At 74.9% G+C, this 16,793-nt stretch carries 7 protein-coding genes and 1 pseudogene; 3 read left to right on the top strand and 5 right to left on the bottom strand.

Annotated features, from left to right (window positions below; translation table 11 throughout):
* Window positions 1-771, top strand: a pseudogene (locus ACFWBW_RS26150) (aldo/keto reductase); the annotation flags it as partial.
* 136 nt (window positions 772-907) lie between these two features.
* Here the strand turns inward: ACFWBW_RS26150 and nudC are convergent.
* From nudC to ACFWBW_RS26125, 5 genes are all read right to left on the bottom strand, one after another.
* The gene (gene nudC, locus ACFWBW_RS26145; protein ID WP_385376878.1) at window positions 908-1,861 is read right to left on the bottom strand and encodes an NAD(+) diphosphatase; all 954 of its coding nucleotides are present in this window, start codon (window positions 1,859-1,861) and stop codon (window positions 908-910) included.
* A 105-nt stretch (window positions 1,862-1,966) separates the two neighbouring features.
* Complete coding sequence (locus tag ACFWBW_RS26140) at window positions 1,967-3,376, bottom strand: dipeptidase (RefSeq protein WP_385376875.1); 1,410 nt, start codon at window positions 3,374-3,376, stop codon at window positions 1,967-1,969.
* Between the two features lie 10 nt (window positions 3,377-3,386).
* Window positions 3,387-7,694, bottom strand: coding sequence for a UvrD-helicase domain-containing protein (locus tag ACFWBW_RS26135; RefSeq protein WP_385376992.1), 4,308 nt, complete (start codon window positions 7,692-7,694; stop codon window positions 3,387-3,389).
* 534 nt (window positions 7,695-8,228) lie between these two features.
* Complete coding sequence (locus tag ACFWBW_RS26130; RefSeq protein ID WP_385376989.1) at window positions 8,229-11,840, bottom strand: UvrD-helicase domain-containing protein; 3,612 nt, start codon at window positions 11,838-11,840, stop codon at window positions 8,229-8,231.
* 441 nt (window positions 11,841-12,281) lie between these two features.
* The gene (locus ACFWBW_RS26125) at window positions 12,282-12,629 is read right to left on the bottom strand and encodes an MGMT family protein (RefSeq protein WP_250741795.1); all 348 of its coding nucleotides are present in this window, start codon (window positions 12,627-12,629) and stop codon (window positions 12,282-12,284) included.
* A 178-nt stretch (window positions 12,630-12,807) separates the two neighbouring features.
* Here ACFWBW_RS26125 and ACFWBW_RS26120 point away from each other — a divergent pair, with 178 nt between their 5' ends.
* The gene (locus ACFWBW_RS26120; protein WP_385376872.1) at window positions 12,808-15,693 is read left to right on the top strand and encodes a YbhN family protein; all 2,886 of its coding nucleotides are present in this window, start codon (window positions 12,808-12,810) and stop codon (window positions 15,691-15,693) included.
* 42 nt (window positions 15,694-15,735) lie between these two features.
* The gene (locus tag ACFWBW_RS26115) at window positions 15,736-16,698 is read left to right on the top strand and encodes a GNAT family N-acetyltransferase (protein ID WP_385376869.1); all 963 of its coding nucleotides are present in this window, start codon (window positions 15,736-15,738) and stop codon (window positions 16,696-16,698) included.
* The last annotated feature ends 95 nt before the right edge of the window (window positions 16,699-16,793 follow it).

Raw genomic sequence — 16,793 nt, 5'->3', positions numbered from 1 at the left:
ATGCGCTTGCCCACGGCCCCGGGTCCGGGCCGTGAGGGTGCGCTCGCGGTGGCCCGGCGGGCCGTCGAGCTGGGCGTCACGCTGATCGACACCGCCCACATGTACGGCTGGGGCGCCAACGAGGAGCTGCTGGCCGAAGCGCTGCACCCCTATCCGGACGGGGTCCTCGTCACCACCAAGGTCGGCATCGCCCGGTCCGTCCCGTCGGGCGACTGGACGCAGGACGCGCGGCCGGCCGCGCTGCGCGAGCAGGTCGAGCAGGCGCTGCGCCGGCTGCGCGTCGAGCGGATCGGGCTGCTCCAGCTGCACCGCATCGATCCGCGGACGCCCCTCGCCGACCAGATCGGCACGCTGCGGGACCTGCGGGCCGAGGGCAAGATCGGCCACATCGGGCTGTCGGAGGTCACCGTCGGCGAACTCGACGCGGCGCGGGAGATCGTCGACATCGCGAGCGTGCAGAACCGCTACAACCTGCTCGACCGGGAGCACGAGCCCGTGCTCGCGGCCTGCGAGGCGGCGGGCATCGCGTTCCTGCCGTGGGCGACCGTCGCCTGGGGGCGGTCGGGGGCGACCGCCGAGATCGCCGCCGTGGCGGCCGAGGCCGGAGCCACGCCCACGCAGGTCGCGCTCGCCTGGCTCCTCGGGCATTCGCCGGTGGTCCTCCCGATCCCGGGCACGTCCCGGATCGCCCACCTCGAGGAGAACCTCGCCGCGGAGGGCCTCCGGCTGACCGGGGCCCAGCGCGTCCGCCTGGACCGGCTGGCGGAACCGCTGGCCGACCCGCTCGCCGAACCGCTGTCCGACCGGCCGGCCGCGACGGGGGCAGTACCGCCTGACCGGGGACGGACGAAGGCCCCCGGCGGAGCGGGGGCCTTCGTCGCTGTCCGGGCGGTGCGGGGGCCGGCTGTCAGGCGGTCGTGACCGGCTTCGGGAGCGGCTTGCCGTACCAGAGCTCGACCAGGCGGGCCGCGATGGAGATGCCCGCCGGCGGGAGGACCTCGCCGGTCTCGATCGCCGTGCGCAGGTCGTCGCGGGAGAACCAGCGGGCCTCCTGGATCTCGTCGCCGTCGACGGTGATCTCGAAGGTCACGGCGCGCGCCGTGAAGCCCAGCATCAGGCTGTACGGGAACGGCCAGGGCTGGCTGGCGACGTAGTCGACCTCGCCGACCTTGACGCCCGCTTCCTCCCAGACCTCGCGGATGACCGACTGTTCGATCGACTCGCCCGGTTCGACGAACCCCGCGAGGGTGGAGAAGCGGCCCTCGGGCCAGTGCACCTGGCGGCCCAGCAGCGCGCGGTCCTGGTCATCCGTGACCAGCATGATCACGGCCGGGTCGGTCCGCGGGTAGTGCTCGGCACCGCAGCCCGGGCAGCGGCGGATGTGCCCGGCCGCGGCGACCACCGTGCGCTCGCCGCAGCGGGAGCAGAAACGGTGCATGCGCTGCCAGTTCTCCAGCGCCACCGCGTGCACCATCAGCCCGGCGTCCCGCGCGGAGAGCAGCATTCCGGCCTCGCGCAGGCCGGCCGGGCGGGCCGACTGGTCCATGCGGCCGGGCAGCGAGTCCTTCTGCAGCGCGAAGTACCGTACGCCGTCCTCGTCGGTCCCCAGGAAGTACCGGTGCGTCTCGGTGACCGGGGCCTCGAAGGCCGGGGTCATCACGATCGCGGTGCCGCCGTCGGGGGTGTCGTCGATCAGGACCTGACCGCCCGAGACGACGAAGACGCGGGTGCTGGGGTGGCTCCACGCCGCGGCGAGCCACGCCTCGTCGAGGCGGTGGTGCGCGGCGCGGTCGATGCCGCTGGGCGCGGCCAGCGAGATCGGGCGCTCGGACTCGGTATGGGTGCTCACAGGTACTTCCAACTCCCCCGGTGGCGGGACACAGGCAGGCTCAGCAGGACGGACGGGTGTGCGGTGGCGTGTGTGGTGCTCGTCGCGCGTGTGGCGCGTGTGGCGCGTGTGGCGTCCTCAAGCGGACGCCGGCTTCCAGTGGGCGGCCAGGTCGGCCCAGAGGTAGGCGGCCGTCTCGACGCCCTTGGTGAGCAGGTCGAGCTCGACCTTCTCGTTCGGCGAGTGCCAGCCGTCGGAGGGCACGGAGATCCCGAGGAAGAGGACGGGGGCGTTCAGCACGTCCTGGAGGTCGGCCGCCGGCCCCGAGCCGCCCTCGCGGGTGAAGCGGACCTTCTGGCCGAAGGCCCTGCTCATGGCGCGTACGACCGACTGCAGCGCCGGGTGGTCCAGCGGGGTCAGGCACGGCCGGGTCGGGGCGCCGAAGGTGATGGAATGCCGGATTCCGGCCGGGACGCGCTCCGCGACCCAGGCCGTGACGGCCGTTTCGACCTCGTACGGGTCCTGCCCCGAGACCAGGCGGAAAGACAGCTTCAGGTGCGCCGAGGCGGGCACGATGGTCTTGCCGCCGGGTCCCTGGTAGCCGCCGCCGATGCCGTTGACCTCGGCGGTCGGACGGGCCCAGACGCGCTCCAGCGTGGAGTAGCCGGCCTCGCCCGAGGCCGCGTACGACTTGGCCGTACGGAGCCACTCGCTCTCGTCGAAGGGGAGCTCGGCGATCAGCGCCCGCTCCGCGTCCGTGAGTTCGGCGATGTTGTCGTAGAAGCCGGGGATCGTGACCCGCTCGTCCGCGTCGTGCAGGGCCGCGACGAGGCGGGCGGCGACGGTGGCCGGATTCGGCACGGCGCCGCCGAAGGCACCCGAGTGGATGTCCTGGTCGGGCCCGAACAGGTCGATCTCGCAGTCGGCGACGCCGCGCATGCCGGTGCAGACGGTGGGCGTGGTCTCGGACCACATGCCGGTGTCGGAGACGATCACGACGTCGGCGGCGAGGCGGGCCGCCTCGCGCTCCACGAGGGCGCGGAAGTGCGGGGAACCGGACTCCTCCTCGCCCTCGATGATCAGCTTGAGGTGCACGGCGGGGGCGGACGCGCCGGTCGCGGCGAGGTGGGCCCGGACGCCGAGGGTGTGGAAGAAGACCTGCCCCTTGTCGTCGGCGGCGCCGCGCCCGTACATCCGGCCGTCCTTGATCACCGGCTCGAACGGGTCGGTGTGCCAGCCGTCGGCGAGGGCGGCGGGCTGCACGTCGTGGTGCCCGTAGACGAGGACGGTGGGGGCCGCGGGGTCCGCGCTCGGCCACTCGGCGAAGACGGCGGGAGCGCCGGCCGTCTGCCAGACCTCGGTGACCGGGAAACCGGTCTCCCCCAGCTTCGCGGCCAGCCAGTCGGCGCTGCGCCGTACGTCGTCCGCGTGCTCGGGCTGGGCCGAGACGGAGGGGATGCGGAGCCACTCGGCGAGGTCTTCGAGGAAGGCGGCGCGGTGGGTGTCGATGTACGTGCGGACGACGCTGTCCGCCGGGGTGTCGCTCATGGCCACGAGCCTAGCCGTCCGTTCGATGGTCGCTTTCCGTGTCCGTTTTGCCTTGGAGGATCTGCTCAAGACGAGCGCGGTCGGGGAGGTTGCGGGGGCGGATCACGCGGCCGCTGCGGACGTGCAGGAATACTGCCGTGACCTCGGCGAGGGGGGTGTTCGTGGCTTCCGCCCAGGCCAGGCGGTAGACGGCCAGCTGGAGCGGGTCGGCCTCGGTGGTGCGGCCGGTCTTCCAGTCGACGATCTCGTAGCCGCCGTCTTCCTCGTTGCGGTACACGGCGTCGATCCGGCCCCGGATCACCCGGCCGGCGAGGGTCAGCTGGACCGGGACCTCCATGCGGTACGGGGTCCGGTCGGCGTACGCGCTCCGCTCGAAGGCCGCCTTGAGCGAATCGAGGTCGGCCTCGTCCACGATGTCCTGGTCGGAGCCGTCCCCTCCGGGGGCCGGAGCTCCGGGGAGGTCCGTGAGGGGGTCGAGGACGTCGAGGTGGGGCAGCGGGAGCTCGTCGAAGCGGGACTCCACCCACGCGTGGAACCGGGTGCCCTGGCGGGCGGCGGGCTGCGGGGGCTTGGGCATGGGGCGGGCGAGGTCGCGTACGAAGCCCTGCTCGTCGGAGGCGAGGCGGAGCAGTTGGCTCGCGGAGAGCGCGGGGGGGAGCTCCACGTCGCGGACGGCCTCGCGGGCTCGGCGGAGTTCGCCCTCCAGGGCGTCGAGGTCGCGGTCCCAGGAGGCGATGGCTCTTGCGTCTTCGGGGGTCAGGCGGGGGGCGGGGCCGGGGCCGGCTGTGTACTCGGGCCACAGGTCCTCGACGCCGCCGTCGCCGGCGGCGGGCGTCGCGGGGCGGCGCGGCCGGGGCTTGGGCGCGGCCGCGGCGCCGTCGCCGTCTGCGTCGCCGTCGCCGTCGCCGGGCCACGGGTCGCCGGGGGCGGCGGGGTGGGGGCGGGGATGGGGCGCGGTCGCGGAGCCGTCCTCGGGCCACAGGTCGTCATCGGGTGCGGCGGGGTGGGGGCGGAGTGCGGACCGTGCCGGGTCGCCGTCCTGCGGCCACAGGTCGTCTGCGGGGGCGGCCGGGCGGGGCCCTGACTCAGCCCATGCCGGGTCCTCGTCCTGCGGCCACAGGTCGTCGCCGGGTGCGGCCGGGCGCGGACTGGGCGCGGCCTCCGGCCACGGGTCGGTGGGGGCCGGGGGTTCTTCTTCCCCCAACCCGCCCCTTCCCGAAACCGGGGCTGCGCCCCGGACCCCCTGCGGGGTGCCGCCCGCGGCGGCGGGCAGCGCCGTGCCGGGGCGGGCGGCGGGCGCGGGCTGGTCCGCTCCGGCGTGCGGCCGGGTGGCGTCCGGGATGGCGGGGTCGCCTGACGGGTCCTGCCACGGGGCATCGGCCGCCGACGCGTCAGCCGGGGCCGGCCACGGGACGGTCGTTGCCGTGGAGGCGTCCGACGGGGCCGACCACGGGGCGGTCGTTGCCGTGGGGGCGTCGGACGGGTCCTGCCACGGGGGCGGGGGCTCTTCGTCGTAGGCGGGGTCTTCGCAGTGCGGGGGCCAGAGGTAGGCGTCCTCCGGGGCGGGCGGGTGCTCCCAGGGCTCCGCCTGGTGCTCCGGTTCCTCCCAGGGCCCAGGGTGATCGGAGTACTGCGACCGATCCCGGGTCCGCGTGTGGTCCGCGGCTCCCGGGGTCCCGGCGTAGGCCGAGTCACCCCGGGGCCCGGCGTAGGCCGAGTCGCCACGGGTGCCGGCGTCCGCCGAGTCGCCCCGGGTGCCCCGGGAGCCCGCGTGCGGGGACGCCTCGCGGGGTGGGTGGAGGTAGGACTCGACCAGGGCGGCCGCCTCGCGGCGGAGGGTGAGGGAGGTGGGGTCCAGGGGGAGGGGCCAGGAGTGGTCCGGGGTGGAGTCCGTGGACAGGGACGGGTTTTCCGCGTCCGGGGCGGGGGCGTCGGCCCAGGCGTCGATCTCGCCGTGGCCCGCGGCGCAGTGGTCGTACAGGGCGGAGAGGAAGGAGGACGGGCCCCGCGGCTTCTTCTGCGTCGGGCCCCACCAGTGGCCCGAGGCCAGGAGGAGCGAGCGCGGGCGGGTGAAGGTGACGTAGCCGAGGCGGAGTTCCTCGACGGCCTTGTGGGACTTGAGGGCCGACTTGAAGGCGCGCAGGCCCTGCGAGGTCCACTCCGGGGCCGGCGGGAGGGTCGGGGCGTCCCCGCGCAGGGCGTACGGGAGGACCTTCGCGTACGAGGTCCAGGCCTCCGGGGCCTTCTCCTTCGGGAACGAGCCCGCGGAGAGGTCGGGGACCACCACCACGTCCCACTCCAGGCCCTTGGACTTGTGGGCCGTCAGGACCTTGACCGTGTTCTCGCCGCCCGGGAGGGCGTGGTCCAGGCCCTTCTCGTACTGGGCCGCCGTGCGCAGGAAGGCCAGGAAGGCAAGGAGGGAGGCTTCGCCGTCGAGCGAGGCGAAGCCGGCCGCCACGTCCATGAAGCTCGACAAGGTCTCCCGGCGGCGGGCCGCCAGCGCGTGCGGGGACGAAGCCAGCTCCACGTCGAGGCCGGTCGTCGACAGGACGCGGTGCAGGACGTCCATCAGGGGGTCCGAGAGGGAACGCCGCAGGTCGCGCAGTTCCTGGGCCAGGTGCGCGAAGCGGACCCTGGCCGCGGCCGAGAAGGGCAGCTGGTCGGGGGCCGACTGGCCCGCACCGTCCAGGAAGGTTTCCAGGGCGTCGGCCAGCGACACGATCTCCGCCGGGTCCACGCCCTCCACCGCCGCCGCGAGGCGGTCGTCGTCGCCGGAGGAGGAGGGGGAGCGGGAGATCAGGGTGCGGGCGCGGCGGCCCAGCAGGGCCAGGTCGCGGGCGCCGATGCGCCAGCGCGGCCCGATGAGCAGCCGGACGAGCGCGGCGTTGGCTCCCGGGTCCTGGAGGACCTCGCAGACGGCGACGAGGTCCGCGACCTCGGGGAGGTGGAGCAGGCCGGACAGGCCGACCACTTCGACCGGGACGTCCCGCTCGACGAGGACCGCCTGGATCCGCGCGAAGTCCCCGCCCGAGCGGCACAGTACGGCGATCTCCCGCGGCTCCGTGCCCGTACGGACCAGGTGGGCGATGGAATCGCCGATCCAGTCGAGCTCCTGGGCATGGGTCTCCAGCAGCGCGCACCGGACGGAGCCGTCGCGCTCCGCGCCGGGTGCGGGGCGCAGGGCCTCGACTCCCTCGTGCATGGCGCGCAGCGGGGCGGCGAGCTCGTTGGCGAGGTCCAGGAGGCGGCCGCCGCTGCGCCGGTTCTCGCTGAGGGAGAAGCGGGTGGCGGGGCTGCCGTCGGCGTACGGGAAGTGCTCGGGGAAGTCGTCGAGGTTGGCCACGGAGGCGCCGCGCCAGCCGTAGATGGCCTGGCAGGGGTCGCCGACGGCGGTCACGGCGTGCCCGGTGCCTCCGCCGAACAGCCCGGACAGCAGCAGTCGCTGCGCGACCGAGGTGTCCTGGTACTCGTCGAGCAGGACGACGCGGAACTCCTCGCGCAGCAGGGCGCCGACCTCGGGCCGGGTGGTGGCGAGCTGCGCGGAGAGGGCTATCTGGTCGCCGAAGTCGAGGAGGTCGCGGGAGTGTTTGGCCGCGCGGTAGCGGGAGACCAGCTCCAGCAGTTCCAGGCGGCCGCGGACCGCCTCGGGCACCTTGCGCAGGTCCTCGTTGCTCAGCTTGACGTCCGCGAGGGCGGAGAGGAGCTCCGTGTCGTACGCGCGCAGGCGCTCCGGCGGTACGAGGTGCTCGGAGAGCTCCCCGTCGAGCGCGAGCAGGTCGCTGACCAGGTCGGGAACGGATTTGGTGAGGGACGGGTAGGGCCCGGGGGCCTCGCGGAGCACGCGGGCGGCGAGCTGGAAGCGGGTGGCGTCGGCGAGCAGCCGGGCGCTGGGCTCCAGGCCGATGCGCAGGCCGTGGTCCTTGAGGAGCTGGCCGGCGAAGGCGTGATACGTGGAGATGCGCGGCTCCCCGCCCGCGGAGTCGGCCTCGGCCGGGGAGGGGTCCGGATCGCTGATCCCGGCGCGCGCGAGGGCGGTCCGTACGCGCTCGGCGAGCTCGCCGGCGGCCTTGTTGGTGAAGGTCAGGCCGAGTACCTGCTCGGGTGCCACCGCGCCGGTGCCGACCAGCCAGACCACGCGGGCGGCCATGACGGTGGTCTTGCCGGAGCCGGCGCCGGCCACGATGACCTGCGGGGCGGGCGGGGCGGTGACGCAGGCCATCTGTTCGGGCGTGAAGGGGATCCCCAGGAGCTCCTTGAGCTGCTCGGGATCGGTGAGGACCGCTGCCTGCGGCGCTTTTGCGGGCGCGGAGAGCGGCAGGGCCGGAGGGACGGACGGACGCGCGGGCACATGAAAAGGCTAGCCGCCCGCTCTGACAGTCCCGCCCGCCCGGAGCGGGGCGGGCCGCCGGCCCGGGGCCGGGCCAGGGGGCGGGCTGCCGTGCGCCGCCGGAATGCCCGGCCGGGGGCCCCGGGCCCTCCCCCTGGGGGCAGGAGTGCCGGGGTGCCGGAGATGCCGGGGATGCCGGGGATGCCCGGCCGCGATGCCCCGCCGGGATGCCGGGCCGGGATGCCGGAGAGCCGGGGGGGGCGGAGGGCGGGGGCAGGGCTGCGGAGCCCCCAGGAAGCCCGGCCGTGGTGCCCGGCCGGGGCGCCCGCTGTCTCGGGCCAGCCCGGGCCCCGCCACGGAGGCAGGAGCGCCGGGGGTTCCGGGGGTTCCGGGGGTTCCGGGCCTCGATGCCCCGCAGGGGTGCCGGGCCGGGGTGCCTCGGCGGGGTGCCCGGCCTCGATGCCCCGCCGGGGTGCCCCGCCGGGGTGCCTCGGCGGGGGCCGGATGTCCGGGGCGGTGCGTGGGCTACTCCACCGTCTGGCGGCCCTCCGGGCGGGCGCTGCACGAGGCGCGGAAGGAGCAGTGGTCGCAGTGCTTGCCGAGGACGGGGGCGAAGCGCTCGTCGAGGACCCGGCCGGCCGCGGTGGCGAGCAGGTCGCCGACCCATTCGCCGGGGGCGCCGCCCTCCAGGGCCTGCTGCGCCTGGATCTTGGGCACCGTGTCGCCTCCGTCGCGCTGGGCGGCGCCCTGGCGGAGCTGCACGAGTTCGGCGCCGCCGGGTGCGGGGCGCAGGCCGTCGAAGACCTCGTCGACGGCGCCCTCTCGTACGGCGAGCTGGTAAACGGCGAGCTGCGGGTGGCGTTCGACCTCCTTGGAGGTCGGCGCGGACTTGCCGGTCTTGAAGTCGACGACGTACGCGCGGCCCTGCGCGTCCGCCTCGACGCGGTCCATGGAGCCGCGCACCCGGACGGCGTACTCCCCCGCTTCCAGGGTGACGTCGAAATCGTGCTCGGTGGCCACGGCCGCCCGGCCGCCGCGGTCGGTGGTGTGCCAGCGCAGGAAGCGCTCCAGGGCGGCGCGGGCGTTGTCCTTCTCCTGGCGGGACTTCCAGGGGGCGTCGAAGGCGAGCGAGTCCCAGACGGAGTCGAGGCGTTCCATGAGGACGGCAAGGTCGGCGGGGGTGCGGCCGGAGGCGACCTCGTCGGCGAGGACGTGGACGACGTTGCCGAAGCCCTGGGCGGCGGTGGAGGGGGCGTCGGCCTTGACCTCGCGGCCCAGGAACCACTGGAGGGAGCAGGTGTTGGCGAGCTGCTCCAGGGCGGAGCCGGACAGGGCCACGGGGTGGTCCCGGTCGCGCAGCGGGACGCTGCTGCGGGTGGGCTCGTACAGCCCCCACCAGCGCTGCGGGTGCGCGGCCGGGACGAGCGGGCGGTCCTCGTCGTCGGTGAGCACGGCGAGCCGGGCGAGGCGCCGGGCGGCGGCGTCGCGCAGGGCGGGCGAGGCGTCGGGGTCGACGGTGGTGGAGCGGAGTTCCGCGACGAGCGCGGGCACGGCGAGGGGGCGCCGGGGGCGTCCGGTGACGTCCTTGACGGGGACGCCGAGCTCGGTGAGGAGGCGGGAGGGCTGGTCGCCGTCCTCGGCGGGGGCCTTCACGGCGGTGACGACGAGGCGCTCGCGGGCGCGGGTGGCGGCGACGTAGAAGAGGCGGCGCTCCTCGGCGAGGAGCGCGCCGGGGGTGAGGGGTTCGGCGAGGCCGTCGCGGCCGATGCGGTCGGCTTCGAGGAGGGAGCCGCGGCGGCGCAGGTCGGGCCAGAGCCCTTCCTGTACGCCCGCGACGACGACGAGTCCCCACTCCAGGCCCTTGGAGCGGTGCGCGGTCATGAGGCGGACGGCCTCGCGGCGGGTCGCGCGGGGGGTGAGGGTGTCTCCGGCGATGTCCTCGGCTTCGAGCTGTTCGAGGAAGTTGAGGGCGCCGCGGCCGCCGGTACGTTCCTCCGCGCGGGCGGCGGTGTCGAAGAGCGCGCAGACCGCGTCGAGGTCGCGGTCGGCGTTGCGGCCGGCGGGGCCGCCGCGGCGGGCGCCGCGCTCGAGGCGCTGCGGCCAGGGGGTGCCGTCCCAGAGGGTCCACAGGACCTCCTCGGCGGTGCCGCCGCCGGCGAGGAGCTCGCGGGCCTTGCGCAGCAGCAGTCCGAGGCGTTGCGCTCCGCGGGCGTAGGCGGGGTCGTGGGCGACGAGCCGCTCGGGCTCCGCGAGGGCTCTGGCGAGGAGTACGTCGGAGGGCGCGGGCGTCTTGACCCCGGCGGCCCGCTCCTCGTCGCGCAGGGCGCGGCCGAGGCGGCGCAGGTCGGCGGCGTCCATCCCGCCGAGCGGCGAGGACAGCAGCACGAGCGCGGCCTCGACCCCGATCCACCCTTCGCCTGCGGTGGGCTGCCGCCCGTCCGGCAGGGCTCCGTCCGCTGCGGCGGGCTCGACGGCGGGGCCGGGGCGGCCGGTGCCGCCTTGGGCGGCGGGGGGAGATTCCCGCCCGCCCACCCCGAGGTCGCGAGCGAGCTCGCCCACCCCGGCGCCGGCGGCGCCGGAAGCGGCCCCGACTCCGTCGGACGGCTCGCCCTCGGCCCCGGCCGAGGCACCGGCCGAGCCGGGCACGGCCTGCGGGCCGGAGGGCTCCGAGGCGCCTTCGGCGGCGGTGGCGAGCACGGCCTGCCGGCCGGGCAGGCCTGCTTCGGCGGAGGTCGTGGGGAAGGCCTGTTGGCCGGGCAGGCCGGGGGTGGGCTGTCCGGCGGGCAGGCCGGGGGTGGGCTGTCCGGCGGGGAGGGTGGGGGTGGTCGGCTCGGGTGGGGGCTGTGGGGTGTTCGGGGTTGTGGATTCCGCGAGGGTGCGGAGGGCCGTGAGGAGGGGGGCTATCGCCGGCTCGTGGCGGAGGGGGGCGTCCGTGCCGTCCGTTTCGGCCGGAACTCCCGCCGCGATCAGGGCGCGGCGCATCTGCGGCAGGGTACGGCCGCCCGCGCGGACCAGGACGGCCATGTCCTGCCACGGCACGCCGTCTTCCAGGTGGGCCCGGCGCAGGATGTCGGCGATGTTGTCCAGTTCCGCGCCGGCCGTGGGGTAGGTGAACACCTCGACCCGGCCGCCCTCGCGGGTCGACGCGAGCGCGCGGTGGGCCCGTACCGCCGCCGAGGGCAGGCGCGGCACCTGCATGCGGGTGGTCAGGTGGCGGGTGGCGGTCAGGAGGACCGCGGACGAGCGGCGGGAGGTGGTGAGGGCGCGGACCTGCGCTCCGGGGAAGGAGCTCTCGAAGTCCAGGATGTTGTTGATGTCCGCGCCGCGGAAGGCGTAGATCGACTGGTCGGGGTCGCCGAAGGCGGTCAGCCGGCCGGAGGGGCCGGCCAGTGCGCGCAGCAGGCGCAGCTGCGAGGCGTCCGTGTCCTGGTACTCGTCCACGTAGATCACGTCGTACAAGGACGAGAGCGAGGGGGTGCGCTCCGCGAGGAGGACCGCGCGGTGGAGGAGTTCCGCGTAGTCCAGGGTGCCCTGGAGGTCCAGTACGTCCAGGTACTCGGCGAGGAAGGCCGCCGCCGCCTTCCAGTCCGGGCGGCCGAGGCGGGACGCGAAGTCGGAGAGGGCGGTGGGGCCCAGGCCCAGCTCGCGGGCGCGGGCGAGCACCGCGCGGACCTCGTCCGCGAAGCCGCGCGTGGTCAGCGCGGCCCGCAGGTCGTCCGGCCAGCGGATCGAGCGGATCCGGCGCTGGCCTTCGAGGAGGGTGCGGACCATGACGTCCTGCTCCGGGCCGGAGAGGAGCCGCAGCGGGTCCGCGAACAGTTCCGCGTCCTGGTGGGAGCGGACCAGTCCGTAACAGAAGGAGTGGAAGGTGGTGGCCTGCGGGGCGCGCGCTCCGCCGAGCCGCAGGGCGGTCCGGTCGCGCAGTTCCACCGCGGCCTTGCGGCTGAAGGTGAGGATCAGGATGCGGGCGGGGTCGGTCCCGGACTCCACGCGGGCCGCGACCGCCTCGACCAGCGTGGTCGTCTTTCCGGTGCCCGGTCCGGCCAGGACCAGCAGTGGTCCGCCGGTGTGCTCAACCACCGCCCGCTGCCCTGCGTCCAGCACAGGGGGATCCACCCGCTCCGCACCGGTACGCACCAGGCGGTACGCGTCCGGGGTCCGCGTACGCCGCCGCTCGGAGCGGTGGCCGTCGGAGGAAGAGGTGTTCACGTGGGGTGCCGGTCCTGGTGGGTCTGCCGTTGCGGCGGTCGCTGCCGCAGCGGTTGCTGCTGCTCCTGTGGTGCCGTCCCGGGCGGTGGCCGGAGCCGGAGCCGAGGCGATGGCCCAAACCGAAGCCCAAGCCCAAGCCGAAGCCGAGGCCTGAGTCGGAGCCTGAGTCGGAGCCGAAGAGGCAACGCTACGGCAACGCGCGCGGCGGGCGCAGTTTCCCCGGGACTCCCGTCCTCACGCCGGGCGTCGCGCCGGGCCTCGCACCGGCCTTCGGGCGCGCCCTCACTGCCATCCGGTCCCACGCGTCCCCCTTACGGGGCTTCGCACGTCCCTTCGACCACCCCTCCGGGCCGCACATGGCCGAAGCTGTCACATGTGACCTTCGTCCCGCGCTGTGTCCCCGCCGTCCCCGTCCCAGCGTGCCCGCCGCATGTCGAGCCGCGGTTCGCCGTCGCCGGTCAGTCGCAGCGGGGTGGCCTCGGCGCGGTAGTTCTCCAGCGCCCGCCGCTCGCTGCCGGGCAGCGGACGGCCGTCGGCCCGCACCACGCGCCACCAGGGAACGGCTCCGCCGTACAGCGCCATGACGCGGCCCACTTGACGGGGCCCGCCCTCGCCGAGCCACTCCGCGATGTCGCCGTACGTCATCACCCGGCCGGGCGGAATCCGCTCCGCCGCCTCCAGCACCCGTTCCGCGTACGCCGGCAGCTCTTCGCTCATTCGGCCCATGGTGCCGCACCGGACCGGTACGGGAGCGGCAAGCGCGTGGAAGCCGGTGTTCCGGACCGGCTCGCACCCTGCTGCCCCCCGTGGCCGCCGGTCCATGCCACCATCTTCCGGGCGGTGACGCGTGATACGTGATCAAGAAGAGACGGAAGTGACGGGAAAGGAGCAGGGTGTGAGTCCTCCGGACGGCGCGGCGGCGAACGACGGCGCGCGCCCAGACGAAGGCCCGCCACAGGGTCGTGAGGACAGCCGCGACGACAGCCGCGACGACAGCCGGGACGACGGTCGCGAGCACAGTCGCAAGGACACCCGCGCGGAGCTGACGCCGGCTCCGTCCCAGGCTCCGGTCCCGGTCCAGGCCCCGGTCCCGGTCCCGCCCTCAGCCTCAGCCCCGGCCCCGGCCCCCGAGGACGTCGACACCCCGCACGGCCACACCCCGACGGCCGCCGACCAGGTCGAGGTCGACGAGCCGCTGCTCGCCGCCCGCGTGCACCGCCCCTCCGACCTCGTACGCCTCCTCGTCGGGATCCTCGGCATCGCCGTCGTCCTCGCCATCGCCGCCTTCGCCCACGGCACCACCGCGGGTCTGGAAGCCGACATCAGCAACGGCACGGGCCAGGCGCCCGACGTACTGATCAAGGTCGCCGGGCTGGTGTCCAGCATCGCCGTGCTCCTCGTCCCCGTGGCCTTCGCCATCGAACGGCTGATCAAGCGCGACGGACTGCGCATCGCCGACGGCGTGCTCGCCGCCGTCCTCGCGCACGGGGTCACCCTCGCCACCGACCTCTGGGTCTCCCAGGCCGCGCCCGCGACCATCCAGGAAGCCCTCACCCGTCCCACCATGGCCGACGGGGCCCTCACCGATCCGGTGCACGGCTACCTCGCGCCCGTGATCGCGTACATGACCGCCGTCGGGATGACCCGGCGTCCGCGCTGGCGCGTCGCCCTGTGGGTGGTCCTGCTGCTGGACGCCTTCGCGATGCTGGTGGGCGGCTACACCACCCCCTTCTCGATCATCCTGACCGTACTGATCGGCTGGAGCGTCGCGTACGGAACCCTGTACGCGGTCGGCTCGCCGAACGTCCGCCCCACCGGGCAGAACCTCCTCGCGGGCCTGCGCCGGGTCGGATTCCAGCCCGTCAGCGCAATGCGCGCCGAGTCCCCGGAGGGCCCCGACAGCACCGAGGTCAGCGACCGCGGGCGGCGCTACCACGTCACCCTGGAGGACGGCCCGCCGCTCGACGTCACCGTCGTGGACCGGGAGCAGCAGGCCCAGGGCTTCTACTACCGGGTCTGGCGCCGCCTCACGCTGCGCGGGATCACCACCCGGCGCAGTCTGCAGTCCCTGCGCCAGGCGCTGGAGCAGGAGGCGCTGCTCGCGTACGCGGCCATCGCCGCCGGAGCCAACGCGCCCAAGCTCATCGCCACCTCCGAGCTGGGTCCGGACGCCGTGATGCTCGTCTACGAGCACCTGGGCGGCCGGAGCCTGGACCAGCTGGCCGACGAGGAGATCACCGACGAGCTGAGCCGCAACGCCTGGCAGCAGGTACGGGCCCTGCAGTCGCGGCGGATCGCGCACCGGCGGCTGACCGGGGACGCCCTCGTGGTGGATCGTTCCGGCAGCGGCAGCGGCAGCGGCACCGCCGGCGGCGGCTCCGCGGCGGGCACCATCACCCTGACCGACCTGCGCGGCGGCGAGATCGCGGCCGGCGACCTCGTGCTGCGCATGGACATCGCGCAGCTGCTCACCACCCTCGGCCTGCGGGTGGGCGCCGAGCGCTCGGTCGCCTCGGCGGTGTCGGTGCTCGGCCCGGACGCGGTCGCGGACTGTCTGCCGCTGCTCCAGCCGATCGCGCTGAGCCGCTCCACGCGGGCGACGCTGCGCAAGCTGGCGCGGGAGCGTGCGGACCGCGAGCGGGAGGCCGTACTGGAATCCTCGCGGGCGGCGAAAGCCCTGCGCGAGGCGGGCTCCGCTTCGCCCGCCACCCGCTCGGCCGTCGAGAAGAAGGCCGAGAAGAAGGCCCTGGACGACGCGCTCGACGGGGCCCGCGAGGAGGACCTGCTGAGCCAGATCCGCCAGCAGGTGCTCCTGATCCGCCCGCAGGCGCCGGTGGAGCCGGCCCGGCTGGAGCGGATCCGGCCGCGCACGCTGGTGTCGTTCATCGCGGGCGCGTTCGGCGCGTACTTCCTGGTCACGCAGATCGCGCACGTCGACTTCGCGACCACCATCGGCGACGCGCAGTGGGGCTGGGTCGGGGTGGCGCTCGCCTTCTCGGCGCTCACCTATTTCGCGGCGGCGATGAGCCTGCTGGGCTTCGTGCCCGAGCGGGTGCCGTTCCTGCGGACCGTGCTGGCCCAGGTCGCCGGATCCTTCGTGAAGCTGGTGGCTCCGGCGGCGGTCGGCGGTGTCGCGCTGAACACCCGCTTCCTGCAGCGGGCCGGCATCCGGCCGGGGCTGGCGGTGGCCAGCGTGGGCGCCTCGCAGCTCTTCGGGCTGGCGAGCCACATCCTGCTGCTGCTGTCCTTCGGCTATCTGACGGGGACCGAGAAGACCCCCGAGATGACCCCGTCGAGGACCGTCATCGCCGGTCTGCTGACGGTGGCCGTGCTGGTGCTCGTGGTCACGGCCGTGCCCTTCCTGCGGAAGTTCGTGGCGACCCGGGTGCGGGCCCTGTTCGCGGGAGTGGTCCCGCGCATGCTGGACGTGCTCCAGCGGCCGCAGAAACTGCTGACCGGCATCGGCGGGATGCTGCTGCTGACGGGCTGCTTCGTGATGTGCCTGGACGCCTCGATCCGCGCCTTCGGCGGCGGCGAGGCCATCAGCTACGCGAGCATCGCGGTGGTCTTCCTGGCCGGCAACGCCCTGGGCTCGGCCGCTCCCACACCGGGCGGCATCGGAGCGGTGGAGGGCGCGCTGACGCTGGGCCTGGTCGCGGCGGGGCTGGACGGCCAGGTGGCGTTCTCGGCGGTGCTGCTGTTCCGCGTGGTGACGTTCTGGCTGCCGGTGCTGCCGGGATGGATCTCCTTCAACTTCCTGACGCGCAAGGAAGCGATCTAAATCCCCTGGAGCCCCCTCGGCGGCCCTGCCTAGGGTGGCCGGATGGACGGCACGAGCGGGAACAGCGGCACGAGCGGGAACAGCGGGACGAGCGGCATAGGGATCGTGGCCGACCGGTCCGAGTGGCGGGGCGGCTTCGAGGAGCGGGTGCTCGCCGGGTACCGGGCAGCGGGGTGCTCGCAGGCCCTGGCCCGGGCCCTGCTGGAACGGGCGCTGAAGGGCGTCGACGACTGGACGGTGGCCACGGGCGACGACGCCGGGTGGATCGCGGCGGTCGGGGTGTCCGAGGACAACGGGGCGGCCGTGGGCCGGATCCACGACCTGACGGCGTCGGGACCGGACTCGGCGACCGCGGCCCGCACGTGGGCCGAGCGGTGGTGCGCCGAGCGGGGCGCAGGGCGGGTGGAGGTCCGGCTGACCGGCGGAGCAGGAGCCGAACCGGGACCCGCAGTCACAGGCACAGCCACAGCCGGACTGTTCGCCGGCTATCGCGTGCGCGGGCAGAACCGGCTGCGCGCCGTGGCCGAGCGCCCCGCACTGCCGCCGGGCCTCACCGTCCGCCCGCTCACCGCGGACGAGTACCCCGGCTGGTACGCCGGCGAGGTCGCCGCGTACGTCGCGGACATCGTCCGGGCCGGAGCCCTGACCCCGGAGCAGGCCCAGGTCAAGTCCGACGAGGACTTCGCCCGGTACCTCCCGCAGGGTCACCGCACCCCCGGGCACGCCTTCTACGCGATGGAGGCGGACGGGCAGGTGATCGGCACGGGCTGGGTGAACCACGGCTTCCTGCCGGGCGTCACCTTCGGCTTCTCGCTGGAGGTGTACGAGCAGCACCGCGGCAAGGGCCACGGCCGCGCCGCGATGTCCGTCGGCGCGTGGGCCGCCCGGCAGGGCGGCGACGGGGCGCTGATGTTCAACGTCTTCGGCGGCAACGAGGTGGCGATGAGCCTCTACGACCGCACCGGCTTCGCCGTCCTGGACGAGTTCCGCTCGCTGCCGCTCTAGGGGGTGTCGGCACACCCCCCCCTTCCTCCCTACGCCCTGCCAACAGGAGTGTGACAGCAAGCACTCGTGTTTTGGCCGGGAAGGTTTTTCCGGTT

It is taken from the genome of Streptomyces sp. NPDC059957, from assembly GCF_042730015.1.
Taxonomy (GTDB): Bacteria; Actinomycetota; Actinomycetes; order Streptomycetales; family Streptomycetaceae; genus Streptomyces.
The sequence above is the reverse complement of the archived record's forward strand: the minus strand, read 5'-3'. Positions and strand labels throughout refer to the sequence as shown.

Bases quoted from the DNA above. Each gene is read 5' to 3' on its own strand.
- ACFWBW_RS26140 (WP_385376875.1), bottom strand. From the start codon at position 3,376: ATGAGCGACACCCCGGCGGACAGCGTCGTCCGCACGTACATCGACACC.
- ACFWBW_RS26125 (WP_250741795.1), bottom strand. From the start codon at position 12,629: ATGAGCGAAGAGCTGCCGGCGTACGCGGAACGGGTGCTGGAGGCGGCG.
- ACFWBW_RS26115 (WP_385376869.1), top strand. From the start codon at position 15,736: ATGGACGGCACGAGCGGGAACAGCGGCACGAGCGGGAACAGCGGGACG.